The following is an 18,926-nucleotide window of genomic DNA, read 5'->3' as shown; positions in this document are numbered from 1 at the left end:
GTTCCCCAAGCTTACAAAGCCCCTTCGTCTTTCCAATTGGAGGGCGGGTTTTGTTGCCAATCCCCGCCGACGGCGCAAAGCGCCGCCCATCCGGAATATCTCACGCCGAGACGCAAAGGCGCGGAACAGCAGTTTTTTAGACAGAATTAACAGAATGAGTAGAATTGGCAGAATTTTGAAAAAAATGTCTCTCACTTAACTTCCGTTAATTCATTAAATTCCGTTAATTCTGTCTAAAATCTATTTTTAACGGCGAATGGCGTGAGTTTCGTCAGCGGCACACGACGAAAATCCGGAGTTTGAGCGGACCGAGTTTTTCCGTGTGCGCCGTCACCGTGACCGCCGAGCGCCAGGGCAGCGCGGCTTCGTGCCACGAAGGCGTCACGCTCAGGATCCAGTCGCCCGCGTTTGCGTCCGGCGTTTCGCCCGCGACGCCGACACCAGCGTCCCCGGCTGGCGGCACCGCCTCGGCGCGCAGCCAGTCTGCCTCCGGCGTGGCTTCGACGCGCTCGATCCTGCCTGTTTCCAGGCGGTCAAAATGCAGCCGCGTTGTTTTGGGGATTGTTGTGTCGCGGGCGATCTCGGTGGCGGCGGCCCAGGTTAGCATCCGGGGCGTGGCGGTCAGGGGATCGGGAATCACGACGACAAACTCCAGCCGCACCGGTTCGCCGCCGGCGTCGGTGCGCACATCGATCCAGTTGGACTGCACGCCGCGCCGCGAGCCGGCGTTGAACTCGGCGCGCAGTTCCCCGCGTTCGCCCGGCGCATACTCCTCGCGGTCGGGTTTTCCCGCCGTGCAACCGCAACTCGATTCCACCGAGGTAATCCGCACCGGTTTCGCCCCCGTGTTGACAAAAGTAAAAATCGCCGAGGCGGTTTTCTCGCCCGCCTTGAGGCGCAGGTCGGCGCGTTGCTGCTCCCAGCGCAGCGGACCGGCGTTGGCGGTCATGCTGGCACTATCGGCGGTGGCGGCGGCGGCAACTGCCGGCGCAGCGAGAAATGTCAGCGAAAAACCGATACAGAAAATCACACCAAGGAGATGATGGCGGCAGCAATGCATGACCCGGTCAGGGAATTTCAAGTTGAGTTGCAGCCATTGTCGTAACGGTAGGGAGGCCATTTCAAATCAAGAGACGCTATCCCGCCTTGCCCAGTGCGAAAGACAACGCAAGAAGCAGAAACACGGTGGTCGTTACCACCACGTAAATGCGGTCGCGCTCCAACGCGAAACCCACGATCGAAATCGCCACCCGCACCACCGGCGTGGAAATCAGGAGCAGCAGCCCCAGAACGACAATCGCCTGACCGCGCCCATGCGCCAGCCCTTCGCCCAGCCAGACCAGTGTGCGCGGAAAGGCTTCGTCGCCCTCGATCAACCGCCGCAAATCCTCCGCCGTGCCGCCACCCGCCCCATAGTCATGCGAATGCACAAAGCACAGCAGGGTGCCCGCCACGAGCAAGGCGAGGCTCGCCCACACGCCCCAGCGCAACACTTCGCTGATGAGCAACTCCACGCGCAACGAGATCGGGGCCGCGCCGTCGCCAGTCGCCATCGCCGACTTTGCCGCCCCTGCCTTCGCTGTCGTTTTTGATGAGAATGTCTTCATTTCAGCGTTTCAGTTTCATTTCAGGGAGGTTCTAAAAATTCATTTTTGCACAGAAGATAACCAAGAAAACGAAGATAAAGACAGGGAGCATAACTTGTTTAATTTGTTTATTTTCAATAGGTTATTAAAAACAAAAGTTCCATTTCAATTGATTGTCTTCGTTTTCTTCGTTACCTTCTGTGCAATTTTTAGAACCTCCCTTCAGTTTTTCAGCCCTTCCCCACAATCCCGTTCCAGAGCATTTGCAGGGCCGACACCGCGAGCACGATGACGAAGGCTCTTTTGATGACCTCGCCCTTGAGTCGTCCCAACAGGCGCGCCCCGATCCTCGCCCCGACCAGCACGCCCACCGCCACCGGCGCGGCAATGAAAGGCTTCACGTCGCCGCGCATGAAATACACCGCGGCGCTCGCCGCCGCCGTCACGCCGATCATGAAGTTGCTCGTCGCCGTGCACACCTTGATCGGCAGGCCCATGGCGAGGTTCATCACCGGCACCTTGAGCACGCCGCCGCCGATGCCGAGCAGGCCGCTCACCACTCCCGCCACGTAACTCACCACCAAGCCCAGCCGGGTGCGCGACACGCGGTAGGAAATTTCCTGTTTCAAGGAGCGGTCATAGTAAGAGCTATGCAGCCGCAATCTGTCCGCCAGCGCATCCGGCACGGGCTCGCGCAGGTGCCCCTGGCTTTTGCGCGACATCGACCAGGCCGTGTAACACAGCACCAGGCCGAACAACAAAAACAGCCAGCGTCCCGACACGACCACCGCGAGGAACGCCCCGCAGATCGCACCCACCGCGGTCGCAATTTCCATGACCATGGCGAGCCGGATGTTGGTGATCCGCTCCCGCACGTAGGACGACGCCGCGCCGCTCGATGTCGCCACCACGGCGACGATGGACGCCGCGATGGCATGCTGGATATCCACGCCCATGAGCAGGGTCAACGCGGGCACCACGATGATGCCTCCGCCGACACCGACCAGCGAACCGAGGGCGCCAGCCGAGATGGAGATGAGGGCAATGATGAGGGTGAAGAGCAGCGGTGTCACGAGAGTCCTGGTTCAGACGTCGATGACGTCGCCGGGCTTGTTGTCCGCACCGCGCCCGCCGCCGGGAGGAGGAGACGGAGGCGGCGGCGGACGACGCATGAGGCTGTTCATGACGAGATTGGTCACGCCGACGATGAGCGCGCCGCCCACCGCCCAGCCGAAGCTCTCCACCACAAACCCCTCCACCAGGCGGCTCACGAGCATGAAGAGCAGCGCGTTGATCAGCACGAGGCCGAAGCCCATTGTCAGCACGATGAACGGCAGGGTGAACAAGACCAGCAGGGGACGGAGCACGGCGTTGAAGAAGCTGAGCAGCACCACCACGACGATGAGCGTGGGCAGGTCCTGACAACGGATGCCGGGCAGCACTTTGGTCGAGAGCGTGACGCCGAGCGCGAGCACCACCCAGCGGATCAGCAGTTGAAGGAACGGATGACTCATTGGCTTTAGGGTCCGAATGTCGAAGGTCTGAATGTCCAAGGTCAAGTGCGTGGTCAGGCGCGTGTATGACTTCTTTTGACAATCCGGCCTCCGGCTTGTGACAGTCTGCCGCGTGACCAACAAGCAACGCATCGACCTCATCGAGCGATTCATTCGCGAGCACAAGTATGCCGACCTGCACACGCTGGCCGAGCGTTTTGACATTTCGTTGTCCACCGTGCGGCGTTCGCTCGACCAACTCGCCGAGCGCGGTGTGTTGCGGCGTCACCACGGCGGGGCGTCGTTGATCGAGACCGACGAACTGGCCAAGGAATACGATTTCATCGCGCGCGACGAGCGGCAGGCCGCCGAGAAGCACGCCATCGCCCGTGTCATTGCCGAGCAGGTGCAGCCCGGCATGACGGTGATTCTGGACGGCGGCACTTCGACGTATGCGGTGGCGCGGTTGCTCGTGGGCAAGCGTCTGCAAGTGATCACCAACTCGCTGCCGATCGCGGGCCTTTTTAGCGAAATCGGTTCGTCGGAAACCATCGTGACGGGCGGCGGCATTCACAACCGCCTCGGCGTGCTGGTGGGACCGCTTTGCGAACAATCCCTTGAACAAATCCATGCCGACCTCGCCATCCTCGGCGGCACGGGTGTGACGGAGGCGGGCATCTGGAATCACAACGCGCTGATTGTGGCTGCGCAGCGCAAGATGATCTCCGCCGCCGAGGCGACGATCTTTGCGATGGACAGTTCCAAATGGGGCCGCAAGGCCCTGAGCCTGACGACTGCGGTGGACGCGCGTTTCACCATCGTGACGGACATCCCCCCCCCCCCCCCCATCGCTCGCGCCCTGCAATCCGCCGGCGCAAAGCTGAAGGTGGCGGAGTGAGGAATCAATATATTAAAAATACAACTGAAAAATAATAAAGAGGACGCCATCTCAGGATGGTGCCCTCTTTTTTTATGTAGTCGGTGCTGAGGAAGGGCGGTATTAAGCGAGTTTGAAGCATGGCGAGGTGCGCAAGGCGGGAAAAAGCGCGAGCAGAAGGCGGGAAAAAAAGGCCAAAAGGAAAGCCAGGAGCTTTCCGAAGTTCATCGCGGCGGCGCTGAGGATGGCATTGACCTTGTCTCCGATCAATCCGCGTAACTTGTTGCGCTCCATACGATGTTCATTCTTGAGATGTCCGATTGTCGGCTCAATGGCGGCACGGCGTTTCATCCAGCGCCAGACTCGTTTGGGGATTTTCCCTCGCCTGCGTTTGTCCACGATCACCTCCACCGGCCCCTCATAATTGTGCCCTCGATAACCCATGTCCACGTGCGCCGTTTTCGGCCCCTGTTTTTCAATATAGAGCCGTTTTACCTGCTCCATTTGCGCTTCAAGCGTGTGCCCATCATACGGATTGTCTGGCATACATAACGCTCCCAACAGCCAGCCTCCCTTGCTCGTCGATGCCACACTTACCTTCTGTCCAAATTCATATTTCTTTCCCGATTTCCCTTTCGATATGCATTTCACCTTTGGCTCATGCACACTATACACTTTGTTTTTGTCTGCTGTCTTTTGTTTGTAAATTTGCTTGCTCGTCTCCAGCAACCCTTGCAATGCCGCCACAGGCTTTTGTCTCTCTATCTCTCGTATCACACGGCCCAGATTCGTCCTCAGTTTCCTCACACATGCCTTCGTTCTCTTCATCTTTCGGCTATGCATATAGCGCCCGGCCATCATCAATAATCCCCTCCCTACCCGTTCATAACTCTGCTTCACTTTCAGCCCGGCTTTCCGCGCTTCCTTCACCAGCCTCTCCCTCGCCCGATCATACGATCTCGCATCGGTCGGATAACGTATCTCCTTGGTTTGCACCGTCGTGTCAACGTTGATATGCACCACCTGCACCGGCTTTAACCCCTTCATCCTCACCGCGCTCTCTATCGTCTGCTTGAGCATCTGTTCGGCTCCACTCTCCCCCAATCTCTTCCTCCACCTCGTCATGCTCGACGAGTCTATCGGCTTCTCATGCTCAAAATACTGCATCCCCGATAAATATTGCCAATATGGATTCTCCACCCAATGCTCCAGCACCTCTTCGTCGCTCAGATCATATTGATACTTCAAATAATGTAACGATACCATCAACCTCGTCCCCAACCCGGGCTGCCCCAACCTCTCATGATACGTCGGCCCCAAATGCTTGTCAAACTCGGCCCAGTTTATATTCCCGGCCAGCTTCACCATCGGATGGTTCATGTTCACCAACATTATTAACTCCATCTTGAACATTTCCCTCTGTCTCTCGTGCTTGTTTTCCTTTGGCTTCATCTTTTTCCCAGATTTTCTTTATAAATTGCCCTTTTCTGGGAAAATCTCACTCCAGTCTCAAGCGTTAACTTGCTCCTTGATAGGAAATTAAATGGTTCTTCAGCACCGACTATGTAGATTACAGATGATCATCCGAATCGTTTACAGAGTAAGAAGGTAAATAGTATTATCACTTGATATATAGAGGTCTCCGTTGTAGAGCCGGATTTCTCCGAGTCGTCCTGTGTCTTCCAGGATTTCATCAAAATTATTGGCATAGTTTCCAGTTATGGGATTCACTTCAAAACGGACTAGAATGGATGGATTGATGAAGTCCGTGATGGTCAAAAGCAAATTGCCATCAAGATCGACGACCATGGATGTTCCGCCCGAATAGATGCCATAATCAGCGGAGTAATCATGCCACAAGTGACCGGCAATATCGAGAGGATCGTTTACAGGATCAGCAATCGCATCTGCCACTTCAGCGGCGGACCATTTGTAAATGCTAGGGTCTCCATAGCCGGGAGCATAGTAAAGATTACCGTCCGCATCAAATGCGAGAGGACCAGATGCGCCGCTGGTTACGCCGAGGTCTTCGCGTGTGCCCAAGGCTCCAGTTGTTCCATTGACTGTATGGAAATAAACATGGTTGGTTCCCCAGCCTATGGCGCCGGTGACAAAAAGATCACCGTCATAAGTGTAGAGGCCATAATTAGCATCCGTTGACTCCAGAGTTACGGAAGATCCACTACTGTATTTATATATTGCCTGGACGTTGTTGGTGTCACTGGAGTTAAAATAAACGAAATCTCCAATGGTCAAAACACTGGCCCCGGCATAATCAGCGTAGGTTCCCCCTGATAATGTCAGCGTTGTGGTGGTGGATGTTGAAAACTCATGCTTATAAAATCCGCCCAAATAATAATAGATGGGGGTTGAGGTTTGGTAGAAAAGATCGCCATTGCTATCCCAGTCATAACTGGCAATCGAATTGGAGCCACCAGGCGTGTAATATGGTGAGATTGAATGCGGGGAATTAACCGTTATTGTCGCATGCAGGAGCGCGGACAATGCCAAGGATGCAATCCCCGACATGAATACTTTAATCGCCTTGCTATTCATGATGTTTTTAGTTTTGTTGTTCGTTACTATCTGCAGAATACGAAATGTATTCTGCAATAGAGGGTGCTTGCTACAGTTTATTTAGAAATATTTCTATGGATTTTTTTGAAGATCACGCTGGTCAAACAAAGCGCAGCGACTAACAACGCCCAAGCGGCGGGTTCGGGAATGGGAGCGACGACAAATTGAGCCGAGAAAAGGGCCGAGGTTCCGTTTGTCAGGACGGCCTGACCTATGAGTGTAAGGATTCCGCCGTCTTCGTTAACGGCCTGAATACTGCTCAGATAGTTGGCACCAGCGGCAGCCAGTTCGGTGCCGATGATGCTATTGATGTCATAAATGTCGTCGTGGCCTTCTTTCCAGAGGAAAGCGCGGTCGCCCTTGTTTTCGGAGCCATCGTAAAGCGTGTAATAGCCGTAGGCGAAGCCGCTTTCGGTTATGCCGTTGATGAACGAAAAGCTGATGCCATCGGTGCTTTCCGAAAGCTGAAAATCGAATTGTTGTTCGGAAACCAAGCTGTAAATCCAAGCGGTGCGGTTGGTGGCAACGTCGACTTTGGCGGTTGCGGTGTAGCGTTGAGAAAAGCCCCACACGTAGTTGTCGCCATCGGTGCCTACAATCGTAGTGAGTTGTTTGCCGGCGTTGTCACCAGCCTGCATGGTGAATGCCTCGCCTGTCAGACCGAGCCGCCGGGTATTCCCATCAGCATCGGCAATCCAAGCACCATAGCCTTGAACTGTTGTTGCTGCTGTTCCTTTATAGCGTACCGTGGTTCCCAAAACACGTCCTTTTTGCTCAAGTAATAATGAGGCGTTCCCAGAAGTGAATATGGTGGAATTTTGATATTTATTATCATTAGTAAATTCGGCAACGTCGTTTCCATCCGAGTCTTTTTCCAATCCGATGCGATGAGTCTGGACGGTGCCATCTCCTTTGATGGAGGCAACCCATGCAGCCGTGCCGTTCGGGGAAGCTGTGCCTGTTTTGTATCGGTTTGATGTTCCGGCGATTCGACCTGATTCCGTGAGAGTTATGCTTACTGAGCTACTCTGAATTTGGTTTGAAGTGGAAAATTCTGTCTCTTCATAAAGGCCGATACGTTGGACGTCGTCAGAGGGATTTGATGTCGTTGTAATCCATAAGGCACTGCCCGAGGCATTACTGCCATTATAGATTGAAGAACTGCCAGAAATATACCCTGCGGAATTGATCGAAAGGACAGCGCTGCTTTGTGCGCCATTGTTGGCGTTAAATTTTGACAAAGCAGTATCTTCTGTAAATCCAGGCACATGAATAGCTTCAAATCCTGTTGACTCATTGGCGATCCATGCCGCCTGTCCGATTTGGGTTCCGATTTCGTTGTATCTATGGGTTATTCCGAAAAGATAACCGGTTTGGGTGAAGGTATTTTGAGCTGGTGTCGTTACCGAGACTTCCGAATACCTTATGTCGTTAGCACCAATATAACTATCTCCGGTGAGTCCGAGTTTGGTATAGGTTAGGTCGGTTTCGGTTGTCGCATCGGCAATATTGGTAATCCACGACGTCCTGTTGAAAGAGTTGAACGAACCATCGGCAGTGTAACGTTGAGAATAGCCAAGCGCATATCCCTGTTCGGTGACTACCGTTACCGCAGAAAGCTGACTGCCGGCGAGAACGGGGAGATTATTAGCTTGGGTGTATTCGGAACCCGCCTTAAGTTCCTCTTCGGACCATGTTGAGATATCATCATAGAAGCCGAGACGAAGCGTTGTGTCTGACTGCGCTTTATACACCCATGCGGCTTGGTTTAGAGCCGAATCCTCGGTTCCCCAATAACGCCTTGATTGACCACTCACGTAGCCTGATTCCGTAATATTTGAAATTGTATGGTATTGGGTGCTATTTCCTGTTTTTTCAAATTCGGTATTTCCATAAAGGCTCTGACCGGTCCCAGTCAGGCCCACCTTGGAGGTTGTGTCACTCGCTGTATCATATAGCCACGCATCTCGCGTATAGTTTGTTGTGCCTGTATTGCGCCTAGAGAATCCTCCGATATACTGGGAGCTTGCCGCTAATATTTCACTATATTGATATCCACCGCTGAGATCATAAATTCCGCCAGTGAGCCCGATTCGGGCGCTTGCTCCGGTTGCCACATTATAAGTCCATGCATATCTGCCAGATATTGTTGTTCCATTATACTGATAAGACTCTCCGTAGATGATTTTATCACCGGAAGTCCCTCCGATCGTGGTGCTCTGTCTGGGACCTGTCCCCGTATAAATGGCATCCTGCCACTGGCCGAGACGATCATTTCTTACTGTGGAAGAGCTGCTTACCCACGAGGCTGTTTGATTGGAGAACGTGCTCTTCCCATAGGCGAACCAGTTTCCATCGTCAGTAAAGACGACATCCGTAAAGGACGTAGTAGCCGATTCATAACCACCGTCTGTCACTCCGAAGGGAGTGATGAGACTCAGGTTTGCAAGGGCGAAGCTGCTGTCTTGCGCTTCGCCACGTTGCGAGGGAAGAAGCGCGAGGACCAAAACACAAAGGGCGCCTGAGGTCCGTCGTGATGATGCGATCGATAATGATCCATTTCCCCGGCATTTGGAGAGATCAGGATAATTATGATAAGTGTTTTCTGTATTTTTGATCATAAGGTTCGTTGGTCGGTGAATGATTGGAGATGGGGAGTGTGATTAGCGGGATGTGTAATTCCGCTGTTGTCTGCCAAAGCGAAGTCGGACAGAAACCGCGCCCAATGCACAAATGCCAAAAATGAGCCAAGAGGAAGCCAGCTCAGGAATGGCAATGGAATAGATATCATTGATTACGCCAACCGCCTCCAGATCGAAGCCACCGGAACCGACCGTAACCCAGGCATCATAAATGGAATTACCGATGGAATCCTTGAAGAAGCCGTTCCCAGGGATATCGACAATTTTGACAAAATTGATTTCGTTCAGATCAAGCAGCTCCGCATCCACAAGCGCCCGGTTGGCATCGATTGCTGCCTGAAGTCGTGCCAGTTGTGCTTCGTCTAACGTAATTCCAGCTTCCAACAAGGCAGCGACGAGGTTGGCGTAATCAACAAGACTATCGAGATCAAACGGGGTTCCCCAAGAGGCTCCATAAGCGTTGCAATGTTTACCCGCCAAGTTGTAAATTTCGGTCGGGTCCACCGTACCGTAGCCGCCGACAAGTTCATCTTTACCCAAAAAAATGCTGGGAAACCGGGCGAAATGGACCCCATCGGTAGAGACTTCGACGTAGGCGAGTTCGGCAAAGGTTTGGCCTGCCACACCAGCTCCTCCGCCAGAGATAAATGCGTTTTCGAAGACGACAAAATCGGCACCGGGCCCATTGGCTATGGGAATATCAAATGTAAGCGTTATCTCGCCTGGATTATCAATACCAATAAACCCGAACCCATCGTCTGGATCTTGAGGGTTTCCCAGATATGGTTTATAGTTAAGATCCGTTGGATCCATGTAAGGCGGATAGCTCCCCCGAGGAGGGGCTTGGCTGGTGCTGTAGAGGTCGCCAAGGGTGACGATATCGAAATTATGACCGGTGACAGGGCCAAGGGCTTTGGTGGGATTGCCCCACTCCATATAGCCTTCCCCTTCGGAAGTTCCGTCCGTGGGAGCCACGGTAGCCACGCCCGGAGTTGGTTTATAGTTTGTATAACCGGTAGCCCATCCTCGGAATATCGGGTTTACATAATTATTGGGGTTCATGTAGATGGGTTCCAGTGTGTCTTCATCATAAATTGTGATCATCTTAACGTTTCCTTCTCCATCAGGGCCGGTGAAACCGGCGATCCCGGCGTCAATCGCTCCCTCCGTTTCATTCTCCAAGGAGGTGGAGAAAGGCCCTGCCAACACCGTGAGCAAAGTAAGCTCCAAGCAGGCTGCCAGTTTAAGGATGTATTGTAACTTCGTCATCATAGATAATTCTTTTTATGTATTGGGCTAGTGTTGGATATGCGGGTTCCAGTAACCATTTTCCTCATCGGGCCCAATCCAGCCGAGACGCTCCTTGTCTGCGTCTCCTCCATGAGGATTGGCTCCTGGTGTTCGTGGGTCCATTTTTTCCTGCGTTACACGTCCGTCGCACCACGAAACCAGCGCATTCCCATTGAAACGAAAATGGAGACTCGGTGAAGGTCGTGTATCGAGAAGGGCTCCCGATTTGGCTATCTGGAAAGGTACTTCCAAAAATGGATATTCCTGAACTCCATCTTTGATGGCGTAAGCGGATGTGCCAAACATGATTGTTTTCGATGGATTTTGTATTTCATCCGGCTTGCGGGCAATGGAAAGACCAACCGCATCATTGGGATAACAGGGTAGGTTCCCGCCTATGTAATCGTTATAGCCAAAGCCTCCACCATCCAACTCAAACGAATAGCCCGCTTTCTGCTTCTGGATCATATGGACTAACAATGGGCAAGATGTGATCTTGTTGGATCTGCCAAGATAAGGGGAAAGCAGGCCTTTGATTGGATTAAAGTTATTCCCGGAAATTTTTTGTCCGCTCCAACGGGCAGTATTGCCCGTCCGCACATTGCCTGTTGATACAAATCGACCCCTATCAATGGCATATACTAGATTGGCCGTGGTAAGTTGCCTCAGACTGCTGATGCTGACCGCCTTCCACGCAGCCATTCTGGCTTGCAAAACAAAGGGGAACGACAAGGTGGCCAGCAAGGTAATGATGCCGATGGCGACCAAGAGTTCGGTAAGTGTGAACCCTTGGGATGTTTTTTCATGCTTCAATTGCTGTTTCATTGATTCCAAAACCAAAGGAGGAGTCCTCCACCGGGCGGGCGTCCTGAAAAACGGAGGGATCGTGAGTGCTTCACCCTGACCAAGGGACAAAACTCTCTTGCCTCCCTCTCCAAGCACTCCGCCCGGCGAAGTCCCCAAAATCGGAAAACGGCCCGCATTCAAACAACCCTCAATCCATCGCGCCAGCTTTTTTTGGCACTATGATGCCAAAATTAGCAGCCATGCGCGCCGCATTGACCGGAGCTTATCAATCCAGCAACGTCCGCCTCCGTGCCTCCGATCAACGACCAAGGAAAACGCATTCACGCCACCCGCCAGCGCGCCGCCCTCTCCGAAGTGCTCGCCGAAGCCACCGGCCCACTGACCGCCGAGGAAGTGTGGGAACGCGCCCGCCGACGCTTCCCTCGCATCGGACTGAGGACCGTTTTCCGCAATCTTCAGGAACGCGTCGCGGACGGCAGCCTCGCCCGCGTGAGTTTCCCCGGCCAGCCCCCCGCCTACGAAAAACCCTCCCCACGGCATCACCCTCATTTTTCCTGTCTGAAATGCGGTAACATCTTCAACCTCGATTGCGAAACACCCGACGTCCGCCCGCATTGTTCCCTGCCTCCGGGCTTTGAAGCCGTGGGATGCGAAGTAACGCTCTTCGGCTACTGCGCCAATTGCACCACCGCCGCCATTTCCTCCGCCGCTCCTGTTCCCTCCAGCCGCCAACCCAAACCGCGCCCCGTTCAAACCAAGGCGAAACAACAAAAACCCCGCCCTCACAAAAACTGAAATCCCCCCTGCCCCTTTTTATTCTGTCTCTCCCTCCTCCCCCCCCCCGTCCATCCGCTTCCCACAACAAAGCCAGCGCCAGCGATTGACAGCAAGCATTCGACTCCTACGGTCCCACCCTTTGCGCACCTATGATCTCCTGGATCCAAAACACATTTCAGAAGCACTTTAAGTGGCTGTTTCTCACCCTCCTCGTCGTCGTCATCATCGGTTTCGTCTTCGTAACCGGCTCGACCTCAAACATCGTCGGCGGACGAGGCCACAAAGTCGCCCGGCGCGACTTCTTTGGCATCAACCTCAACAGCAAAGACGGTCAGGAACGCGTCTTCGGCGACGCCAGCCTCAGCGTCACACTCCGCTACGGCTACATCCAGATTAGCGAGGAGCAGTTGCAACCCTTCGCCCTCAGCCGCTGGGCCTCCATCCACCTCGCCGACACGATCAAACTCCCCGCCCCCACCACTGACGAAATCATCGAGCACATCCGCAGCCTTGGCCTCTTTCGCAACGCCCAAGGCGCTTTCGATCCCAAGCGCTATTCCGATTTTCGCGATCAGTTGAAGACCAACCCCCGCACCTCCGAAGCCGACGTGGACCGCGTCATCGTTGACGACATCCGCGTCGAAAAAGTCCAGAAACTCCTTGCCGGCCCCGGCTACACCCTCCCCGCCGACGTCATCGAACAACTCAGCCAGCTCGAAACCCGCTGGACCCTCGACGTCGCCTCCGTGGACTACGCCAGTTTCTCCCCTGCGGTTAAAGTCGGCGAAGACACCCTCAAAAAATACTTCGAAGACAACGCCCTCCGCTACCAGATCCCCGCCAAAGTCCAGATTCGCTACATCGATTTCCCCACCTCCGCCCGCCTCGCCGAAACCAGCGTCACCGATGACGAAGCCCGCGAATACTACCTTGCCAACACCCACCGCTTTCCCAAGCCCGCGGACAAAACCAAGACCCCTGACCTCCTCCCGAAGACCACACCCGCCACCTCCGCCGAGGACAAAAACGCCGACTTCGATGCCGTCAAAACCCAGGTAATCCAAACCCTCCGCGAACAAAAAGCCCAGCGCCTCACCGCCAAGGCCGCGGCTGACATCAGCCTCGCGCTGTTCAACCAAAAAGTGGCGCTGAAAGACCTCCCCGCCTTTGTGAAGGACAACAACCTCACCCTCAAGGACGTCGCCCCCTTCCCCCCGCAAAACGTCCCTGGCATCTTCGGTGCCTCGCCCACCATCGCCGACGAAGTCGCCAAGCTCACCGCCGACCTCCCCTACTCCGACGCCATCACCACGCCCACCGGAGCCGCCATCCTCGTGTGGGAGGCCGACATTGCCGCCCGCCAGCCTGACTACACCGAAGTCGCCCCCCGAGTGACCGCCGACTACCAGGCCGACCAAAAGCGCAAACTCTTCGCCGAGGCCGGACGCACCCTGCACGCCGCCATCGAAACCGCCCTCAAACAACAAAAACCCGGCGTCACCTTTGCTGACGCTGTCGCCACCGCCGCCAAGGCGCAGCACCTCACCGCCAAAGTCGATACCTACAAAGACTTCACCCGCATGTCCCCGCCCAAGGACATCCCCGGTGCCGCACTGCAACCCCTCAACTCGCTTTCCAAAGGACAAGTCGGCGAAATGATCCTCTCCGCCGACCAAAAAGGCATCCTCGTTTACGTCGTGGAGAAAAAACTCCCGGAAGTCACCTCCGCCAACCCCCGCTACGCCGAACTCACCAACGAAATTGCCGAGTTCAACGCCAGCCGCAGCGGCGGTGAGCAAATCCAAGCCCTCATGGAAGCCGAGCTCGCCCAGAACACGACGCCCGTCGCCCCCTGACCTCCCCCCCCCCCCCCCCCCAGCCACACCCATCAAACCGGGGCACACACGCCCCGGTTTTTCGTTCGCTTGGATTCATTCCTGTCGCCTGCTCCATTCAGTGTTAAATGTTCAGCGTTCAATGTTCAGTGTTGAGCGTTTCCCGACACTTCCCGTTTCTTTTCCCATTCGCCCCCTCGTCCTCCCCCATTCTCTTCCCCCCCCTCCCCCAACCCCACCCCGCATTTCCCCGCACCGACGGCTTGCGCCAAACCCCCTTCCCCGTTCACATCGGCACTTTAATTGCTCCACAACACCACTGCCATATCACCCCCTCAACCATTCCTGACCATGCCACTCATTCCCCGGCTCACTGAAAAACTCCAGCGTCACCCGAAACGCATCGTCTTCACCGAAGGCGCCGACCCGCGCGTCCTCCAGGCTGCGCGCCAGTGGGTCACCCGGCGCATGGGCGCGCCCATCCTCCTCGGCGACCGCGCCGCCATCAAAGACGCCGCCACCAAGCTCGACATCAACCTGCAAGGCATGCGCATCATCGAACCCGAGCGCAGTGAAGACTTCGACACCTTTGCCGCCCAGCTCGAACAACTCCGCCGCATCAAAGGCGTGAAACTCGCCGAAGCCCGCACCGCCCTCAAAAACACCGGTTACTACGGCACCATGATGGTGGCCACCGGCCAGGGCGACGCCCTCGTCTCCGGCGGCACCGCCTCCGCCTCCAGCGCCCTCCGCCCCATCTTTCAAATCCTCCCCCGCCTGCCCCACGTCGTGCACGCCTCCTCGCTCATGGTGCTCGATTTCGACGAAAAGAAAATCGGCAGCAACGGTTCCCTCTTCCTTGCCGACTGCGGCGTCATCCCCGACCCCACCGCCGAGCAACTCGCCGACATCGCCGTCTCCACCGCCCTCATCGCCGCCCACCTCACCAACGAGACCCCCCGCGTGGCCATGCTCAGCTACTCCTCCAAGAGCAACTCCACCCAACCCTCGCTCCTCAAAGTGCGTCAGGCCACCGAACTCGCCCGCCTCAAGGCCCGCAACGCCATGATGCCCCTTGAAATCGACGGCGAACTCCAGGTGGACGCCGCCCTCGACGCCACCGTTGCCGCCGCCAAGAACGTCACCAGCTCTGTCGCCGGCCACGCCAACGTCCTCGTCTTCCCCGACCTCAACTCCGGCAACATCGCCTTCAAACTCGTGCAACTCCTCGCCGGGGCCAACACCTTCGGCCAGATCCTCACCGGCCTCGCCAAACCCGCCGCCGAGATCAGCCGCGGCTCCAGTTCGCACGACATCTTCGGCACTGCCGCCATCGTCGGCTGCCAGGCCATTGACCGCCGCCTGCTCTACGGAAGCAACGCCTCTTAACCACGCCGTGCAGTCCGTTCCCGCCATCCCGCTTCCACCCATGATCGAACAGTCCAACGTGCCCAACGACCTGCCTGCCGCCGAGAGCATCACCGCCCCCCCCCCCCGGACCGACTCCAGCCCGCCCTATACCGGCATCACCCAAAACCCCTTCAACCTCCCCGCCCTCCCCCTCCTCACCCGCCCCACCAACGAGATCACCAAACGCGTCTTCGTCGCCGCCACCCGCATGAACGACGGCAAGACCACCACCTGCCTCGCCCTCTACGCCGCCCTCCAATCCCTGTATCCGCGCGTTGGATTCATCAAACCCGTCGGCCAGCGCTTCGTCGACGTCCAAGGCCAGAAAATCGACGAAGACTCCGTCCTCCTCGACACCATTTACCAAGTCCACGTCCCCATCGAAAGCATGAGCCCCGTGGCGATTGACGGCACCTTCACCCGCCGCTTCATCACCGACCCCGAAACCATCCTCCCCGCCCTCGAAGACAAAATTTGCCGCGCCTTTGACCGCGTCTCCTGGGAAAAAGACTTCACCATCATCGAAGGCTCCGGCCACGCCGGCGTCGGCAGCGTGTTTGACCTCTCCAACGCCCGCGTCGCGCAACTCCTCAACGCCAAAGTCATCCTCGTCTGTCCCGGCGGCATCGGACGCCCCATCGACGAAGCCGCCCTCAACAAAGCCCTCTTCGACAAAGCCGGCGTCGAAGTCATCGGAGCCATCATCAACAAAGTCGAAGCCGACAAGATCGACCTCATCCGCGAATACTCCGGACGCGGCCTCGAACGCCTCGGCATTCCCCTCCTCGGCGTCATCCCCATCCAAAAAGTACTCTCCGCGCCCAACCTCTCGCAAATCGCCGAAGAGATCGACGGACGCTGGCTCAACGGCCGCCGCGGAGGAGCCAAGCAACGCGTGCTTCGCGTCGTCATAGGAGCCATGGCCGCCAAAGGCATTGTTGACCACCTGCAACCCGGCACCCTCATCATCACCCCTGGCGACCGCGACGACATCATCCTTGCCAGCCTTGCCTGCGCCAGCCTCGCCGGAGGCAGCACCATCGCCGGCCTCGTCGTCACCAACGACATCAAGCCCCACCCCAAGATGTCCGAACTCCTCGCCCAGACCGACATCCCGGTCATTGCCGCCAAGGACGACGCCTACCGCGTCACCGCGCGCATCAACAACATGCACGTCAAGACCCAGCCGCAGGACACCGACAAAATCCCCATCATCAAGCGCCTCATCACCGACCACGTGGACCTCCCCCGCCTCCTCGCCCACGTGTAACCTACTCTAGCGCATCTCATTAGAATCCCAGCCATCACCTACCTGGTAGGGAGGCATCTCCGAGGCCTCCGCCGTGCGTAGTGTGAGAATGCGGAATTCATAGGTAGATGGAGCGTGGTTTCGGAGGCCTCCCTACCGCTAAGACAACCGCCACAGTTTCAAATAAAAGACTCCCCCCCCCCCCGCTCCCCGCGAAACTCCGACGGCGTGCGCCCCAACTTGGCGCGGAACAACACACTCAACCGGTGCGCGCTCCCCATCCCTGACAACTCCGCCACTGCCGCCAGCTTCATGTCGGTCGTCGCCAGCAACACCTGCGCACGCGCCAGCTTCACCCGGTGAATCTCTGCCAGCATCGACCGCCCCAGCACCCGCTTGAACCGCGCCTGTAGTCCCGAACGCGATACACCCGCCGCGCGCACCAACTCCTCCACGCTCTGCCGCCCGTCCCCGGCGCGGATCAACCGCACCGCCTTCGCCACGGCCTCATCCTCCACAAACAACACATCCGTCGAACGCCGCGCCACCACCTCCGACACCGGCAACCGCACCACCCGCCCCCCCCCGCAACGCGCCCGTCCCCGCCCGACATCAACCCATCCAGCAAACGCGCCGCCTCGTATCCAATTTCCCGCGACGGCAAGCGCACGCTCGACAACGGCACACTCTCAAAATCCACCCAGAAATCATCATCCCCCGCCCCCAGCACCGCCACATCCTCCGGAATGCGCCACCCCAAATCGCGCGCCGCCCGCAACAACTGCAACGCACACGTATCCAAAACCCCGAACACCCCCAGCGGACGCTCCTGCCCCGCCAGCCACCGCTTCATCCGCGCGAACAAACGCATCGCATCCTGCCGTCGCCCCCCCCCCAGCCCACCACCCACGCTCAAGCAACGCCCCACCTCCACACCCGCCCCCGCCAACCCCGCGCGAAACCCCGCCAGCCGCTCCTCCGAATAACTCGCCCCCGGCTGCCCCCAGAAACCAAACGCCCTACACCCGCACGCTCTCAAATGCTCCGCCGCCAACCGCCCCACCGCCTCATCATCCTGCGTCACCAACGGAACCCTCACCTCGCCCCTGGAATTCGAGACATTCACCACCGGCACCCCCACCCCCGCAAACCGCGCCTCATCCGCCGCCGAGTTCACCGCCGCCACAATCCCATCGATTCCATCACGCCGCACCAAAACCCGCAAATCCCCCGCCAACTCATGCGCCAGCCACCGATCCGCAAACACCAGCCGCCCCGAATCGAAACCATAATGACGCGCTCCCAGCAACGTATTGCGGAAATATTCAAGATCACCGCCCATGATCACCTGCACCCGAAAAGGAGGACGCCTCTTGCGAACAACGACAGACCGCTTCATTGGCGAAATTGACAAAAGATTTGTTGATTCAGGCAAAGCCAAAATCCCACCGATCCGCTATGATGCACCCTCAACCCTTCCAATTCCGCACTCCGCATTCCCACAATGACCACGCTCGATCTCAACACCGCCGACTGGCGCTTCCGTGACGCCACCGCCAAAACCAAGACCAAAACCACGATCAACAAAACCTGGCGCCCCGCCACCGTCCCCGGCTGCGTCCACACCGACCTCCTCCGCGACGGCCAAATCCCCGACCCCTTTTACGGCACCAACGAACTCGACCTCCAATGGATCGAAGAACGCGACTGGGAATACCAAACCACCTTCAACCTCCCCACCTCCCTCCTCAACGACCACGAACACATCGACCTCGTTGCCGACGGCCTCGACACCATCGCCACTGTTTATCTCAACGGCCACAAACTCGCCGCCACCGACAACATGTTCATCGGCTGGCGCTGGTCGTCCGCAAGAAAACACCTCCGCGCCGGACGCAACGAACTACGCATCCACTTCGGCAGCGCGATGCATTACATCCGCACCCACAACACCGAACACACACCCCGCGAATGCAACGACTCCGTCGGCGGCGCCACCCGCATCCGCAAAATGCAATGCCAGTTCGGCTGGGACTGGGGTCCCCGCTTCGTCACCGCCGGCATCTGGCGCGACATCCGCCTCGAAGCCTGGAACACCAACCGCCTCACCCACGTCCACATCGCGCAAGACCACACCGCCACCGACGGCTCCGTGACGCTCACCCTCACCCCCGAACTCGCGACCACCGCCCCCGTCACCCTCACCGCCACCGCCCGTCTCAACGGAAAAATCGTGGCGCAAACAACCCGCCCCCCATTATGGAGTGCGGCGATTCATCGCCGCTTTGACGGGCCGTTTCAACGGCCCGCCACCCCTCCGCCGAGCGACGCGATAAATCGCATCGTCCAAAGCGGCGATGAATCGCCGCACTCCACGAAATCC

The 18,926-nt window shown here is 57.0% G+C and carries 17 protein-coding genes; 6 read left to right on the top strand and 11 right to left on the bottom strand.

Annotated features, from left to right (window positions below):
• Positions 1-271: 271 nt before the first annotated feature.
• The 4 genes from OBACDRAFT_RS00920 to OBACDRAFT_RS00905 form a co-directional block, all read right to left on the bottom strand.
• A complete protein-coding gene (locus OBACDRAFT_RS00920; protein WP_081721738.1) occupies positions 272-1,120 on the bottom strand; it encodes a DUF1573 domain-containing protein in 849 nt (282 codons plus the stop codon).
• 16 nt (positions 1,121-1,136) lie between these two features.
• Positions 1,137-1,607 (bottom strand): DUF1634 domain-containing protein, encoded by a 471-nt coding sequence (locus OBACDRAFT_RS00915; RefSeq protein ID WP_081721737.1) that lies wholly within the window; start codon positions 1,605-1,607, stop codon positions 1,137-1,139.
• Positions 1,608-1,816: 209 nt separating this feature from the next.
• Positions 1,817-2,659: a sulfite exporter TauE/SafE family protein gene (locus OBACDRAFT_RS00910; protein ID WP_043582095.1), complete on the bottom strand. Its 843-nt coding sequence runs from the start codon at positions 2,657-2,659 to the stop codon at positions 1,817-1,819.
• Positions 2,660-2,671: 12 nt separating this feature from the next.
• Entirely contained in the window at positions 2,672-3,100 is a 429-nt protein-coding gene (locus OBACDRAFT_RS00905; RefSeq protein ID WP_043582092.1) for a phage holin family protein, read from the bottom strand.
• Positions 3,101-3,212: 112 nt separating this feature from the next.
• Here OBACDRAFT_RS00905 and OBACDRAFT_RS00900 point away from each other — a divergent pair, with 112 nt between their 5' ends.
• Complete coding sequence (locus OBACDRAFT_RS00900; protein WP_043582091.1) at positions 3,213-3,977, top strand: DeoR/GlpR family DNA-binding transcription regulator; 765 nt, start codon at positions 3,213-3,215, stop codon at positions 3,975-3,977.
• Between the two features lie 102 nt (positions 3,978-4,079).
• Here OBACDRAFT_RS00900 and OBACDRAFT_RS00895 read toward each other — a convergent pair whose 3' ends face one another.
• The 5 genes from OBACDRAFT_RS00895 to OBACDRAFT_RS00870 form a co-directional block, all read right to left on the bottom strand.
• On the bottom strand, positions 4,080-5,408 hold the full coding sequence (locus tag OBACDRAFT_RS00895; RefSeq protein ID WP_043582089.1) for an IS5-like element ISOpb2 family transposase: 1,329 nt from the start codon (positions 5,406-5,408) through the stop codon (positions 4,080-4,082).
• A gap of 141 nt (positions 5,409-5,549) precedes the next feature.
• Positions 5,550-6,512 (bottom strand): hypothetical protein, encoded by a 963-nt coding sequence (locus tag OBACDRAFT_RS27720; RefSeq protein WP_157836854.1) that lies wholly within the window; start codon positions 6,510-6,512, stop codon positions 5,550-5,552.
• Positions 6,513-6,589: 77 nt separating this feature from the next.
• Positions 6,590-9,154, bottom strand: a complete 2,565-nt coding sequence (locus OBACDRAFT_RS27715) for a hypothetical protein (RefSeq protein ID WP_157836853.1) — start codon at positions 9,152-9,154, stop codon at positions 6,590-6,592.
• Positions 9,155-9,196: 42 nt separating this feature from the next.
• Positions 9,197-10,444, bottom strand: coding sequence for a hypothetical protein (locus tag OBACDRAFT_RS28780; protein WP_198529827.1), 1,248 nt, complete (start codon positions 10,442-10,444; stop codon positions 9,197-9,199).
• Positions 10,445-10,471: 27 nt separating this feature from the next.
• Positions 10,472-11,290, bottom strand: coding sequence for a type II secretion system protein (locus OBACDRAFT_RS00870; RefSeq protein ID WP_043582085.1), 819 nt, complete (start codon positions 11,288-11,290; stop codon positions 10,472-10,474).
• Positions 11,291-11,560: 270 nt separating this feature from the next.
• Between OBACDRAFT_RS00870 and OBACDRAFT_RS00865 the strand changes: the two genes are divergently transcribed.
• From OBACDRAFT_RS00865 to OBACDRAFT_RS00850, 4 genes are all read left to right on the top strand, one after another.
• The gene (locus tag OBACDRAFT_RS00865; RefSeq protein ID WP_081721736.1) at positions 11,561-12,067 is read left to right on the top strand and encodes a Fur family transcriptional regulator; all 507 of its coding nucleotides are present in this window, start codon (positions 11,561-11,563) and stop codon (positions 12,065-12,067) included.
• A 131-nt stretch (positions 12,068-12,198) separates the two neighbouring features.
• Positions 12,199-13,905 (top strand): peptidylprolyl isomerase, encoded by a 1,707-nt coding sequence (locus OBACDRAFT_RS00860; protein ID WP_043582082.1) that lies wholly within the window; start codon positions 12,199-12,201, stop codon positions 13,903-13,905.
• Between the two features lie 330 nt (positions 13,906-14,235).
• Positions 14,236-15,273, top strand: coding sequence for a phosphate acyltransferase (locus OBACDRAFT_RS00855; protein WP_043582081.1), 1,038 nt, complete (start codon positions 14,236-14,238; stop codon positions 15,271-15,273).
• A gap of 40 nt (positions 15,274-15,313) precedes the next feature.
• Positions 15,314-16,564, top strand: coding sequence for a phosphotransacetylase family protein (locus OBACDRAFT_RS00850; RefSeq protein WP_052360805.1), 1,251 nt, complete (start codon positions 15,314-15,316; stop codon positions 16,562-16,564).
• A gap of 158 nt (positions 16,565-16,722) precedes the next feature.
• On the opposite strand, the gene OBACDRAFT_RS29130 is transcribed toward OBACDRAFT_RS00850, so the two are convergent.
• Together OBACDRAFT_RS29130 and OBACDRAFT_RS26095 are read right to left on the bottom strand one after the other, a co-directional pair.
• The gene (locus OBACDRAFT_RS29130) at positions 16,723-17,118 is read right to left on the bottom strand and encodes a helix-turn-helix transcriptional regulator (RefSeq protein WP_232766471.1); all 396 of its coding nucleotides are present in this window, start codon (positions 17,116-17,118) and stop codon (positions 16,723-16,725) included.
• Positions 17,025-17,885, bottom strand: coding sequence for a substrate-binding domain-containing protein (locus tag OBACDRAFT_RS26095; protein WP_232766488.1), 861 nt, complete (start codon positions 17,883-17,885; stop codon positions 17,025-17,027). The genes OBACDRAFT_RS29130 and OBACDRAFT_RS26095 overlap by 94 nt, the downstream gene beginning before the upstream one ends.
• A 162-nt stretch (positions 17,886-18,047) precedes the next feature.
• Here OBACDRAFT_RS26095 and OBACDRAFT_RS00830 point away from each other — a divergent pair.
• The coding region (locus tag OBACDRAFT_RS00830; protein ID WP_043582076.1) for a glycosyl hydrolase 2 galactose-binding domain-containing protein at positions 18,048-18,926 on the top strand (879 nt) is incomplete at its 3' end.

This window comes from Geminisphaera colitermitum TAV2 (assembly GCF_000171235.2).
In the GTDB taxonomy this organism is placed as follows: Bacteria; Verrucomicrobiota; Verrucomicrobiia; order Opitutales; family Opitutaceae; genus Geminisphaera; species Geminisphaera colitermitum.
Note: the sequence above shows the minus strand (reverse complement) of the source record. Positions and strands in the feature narration are given on the sequence as shown.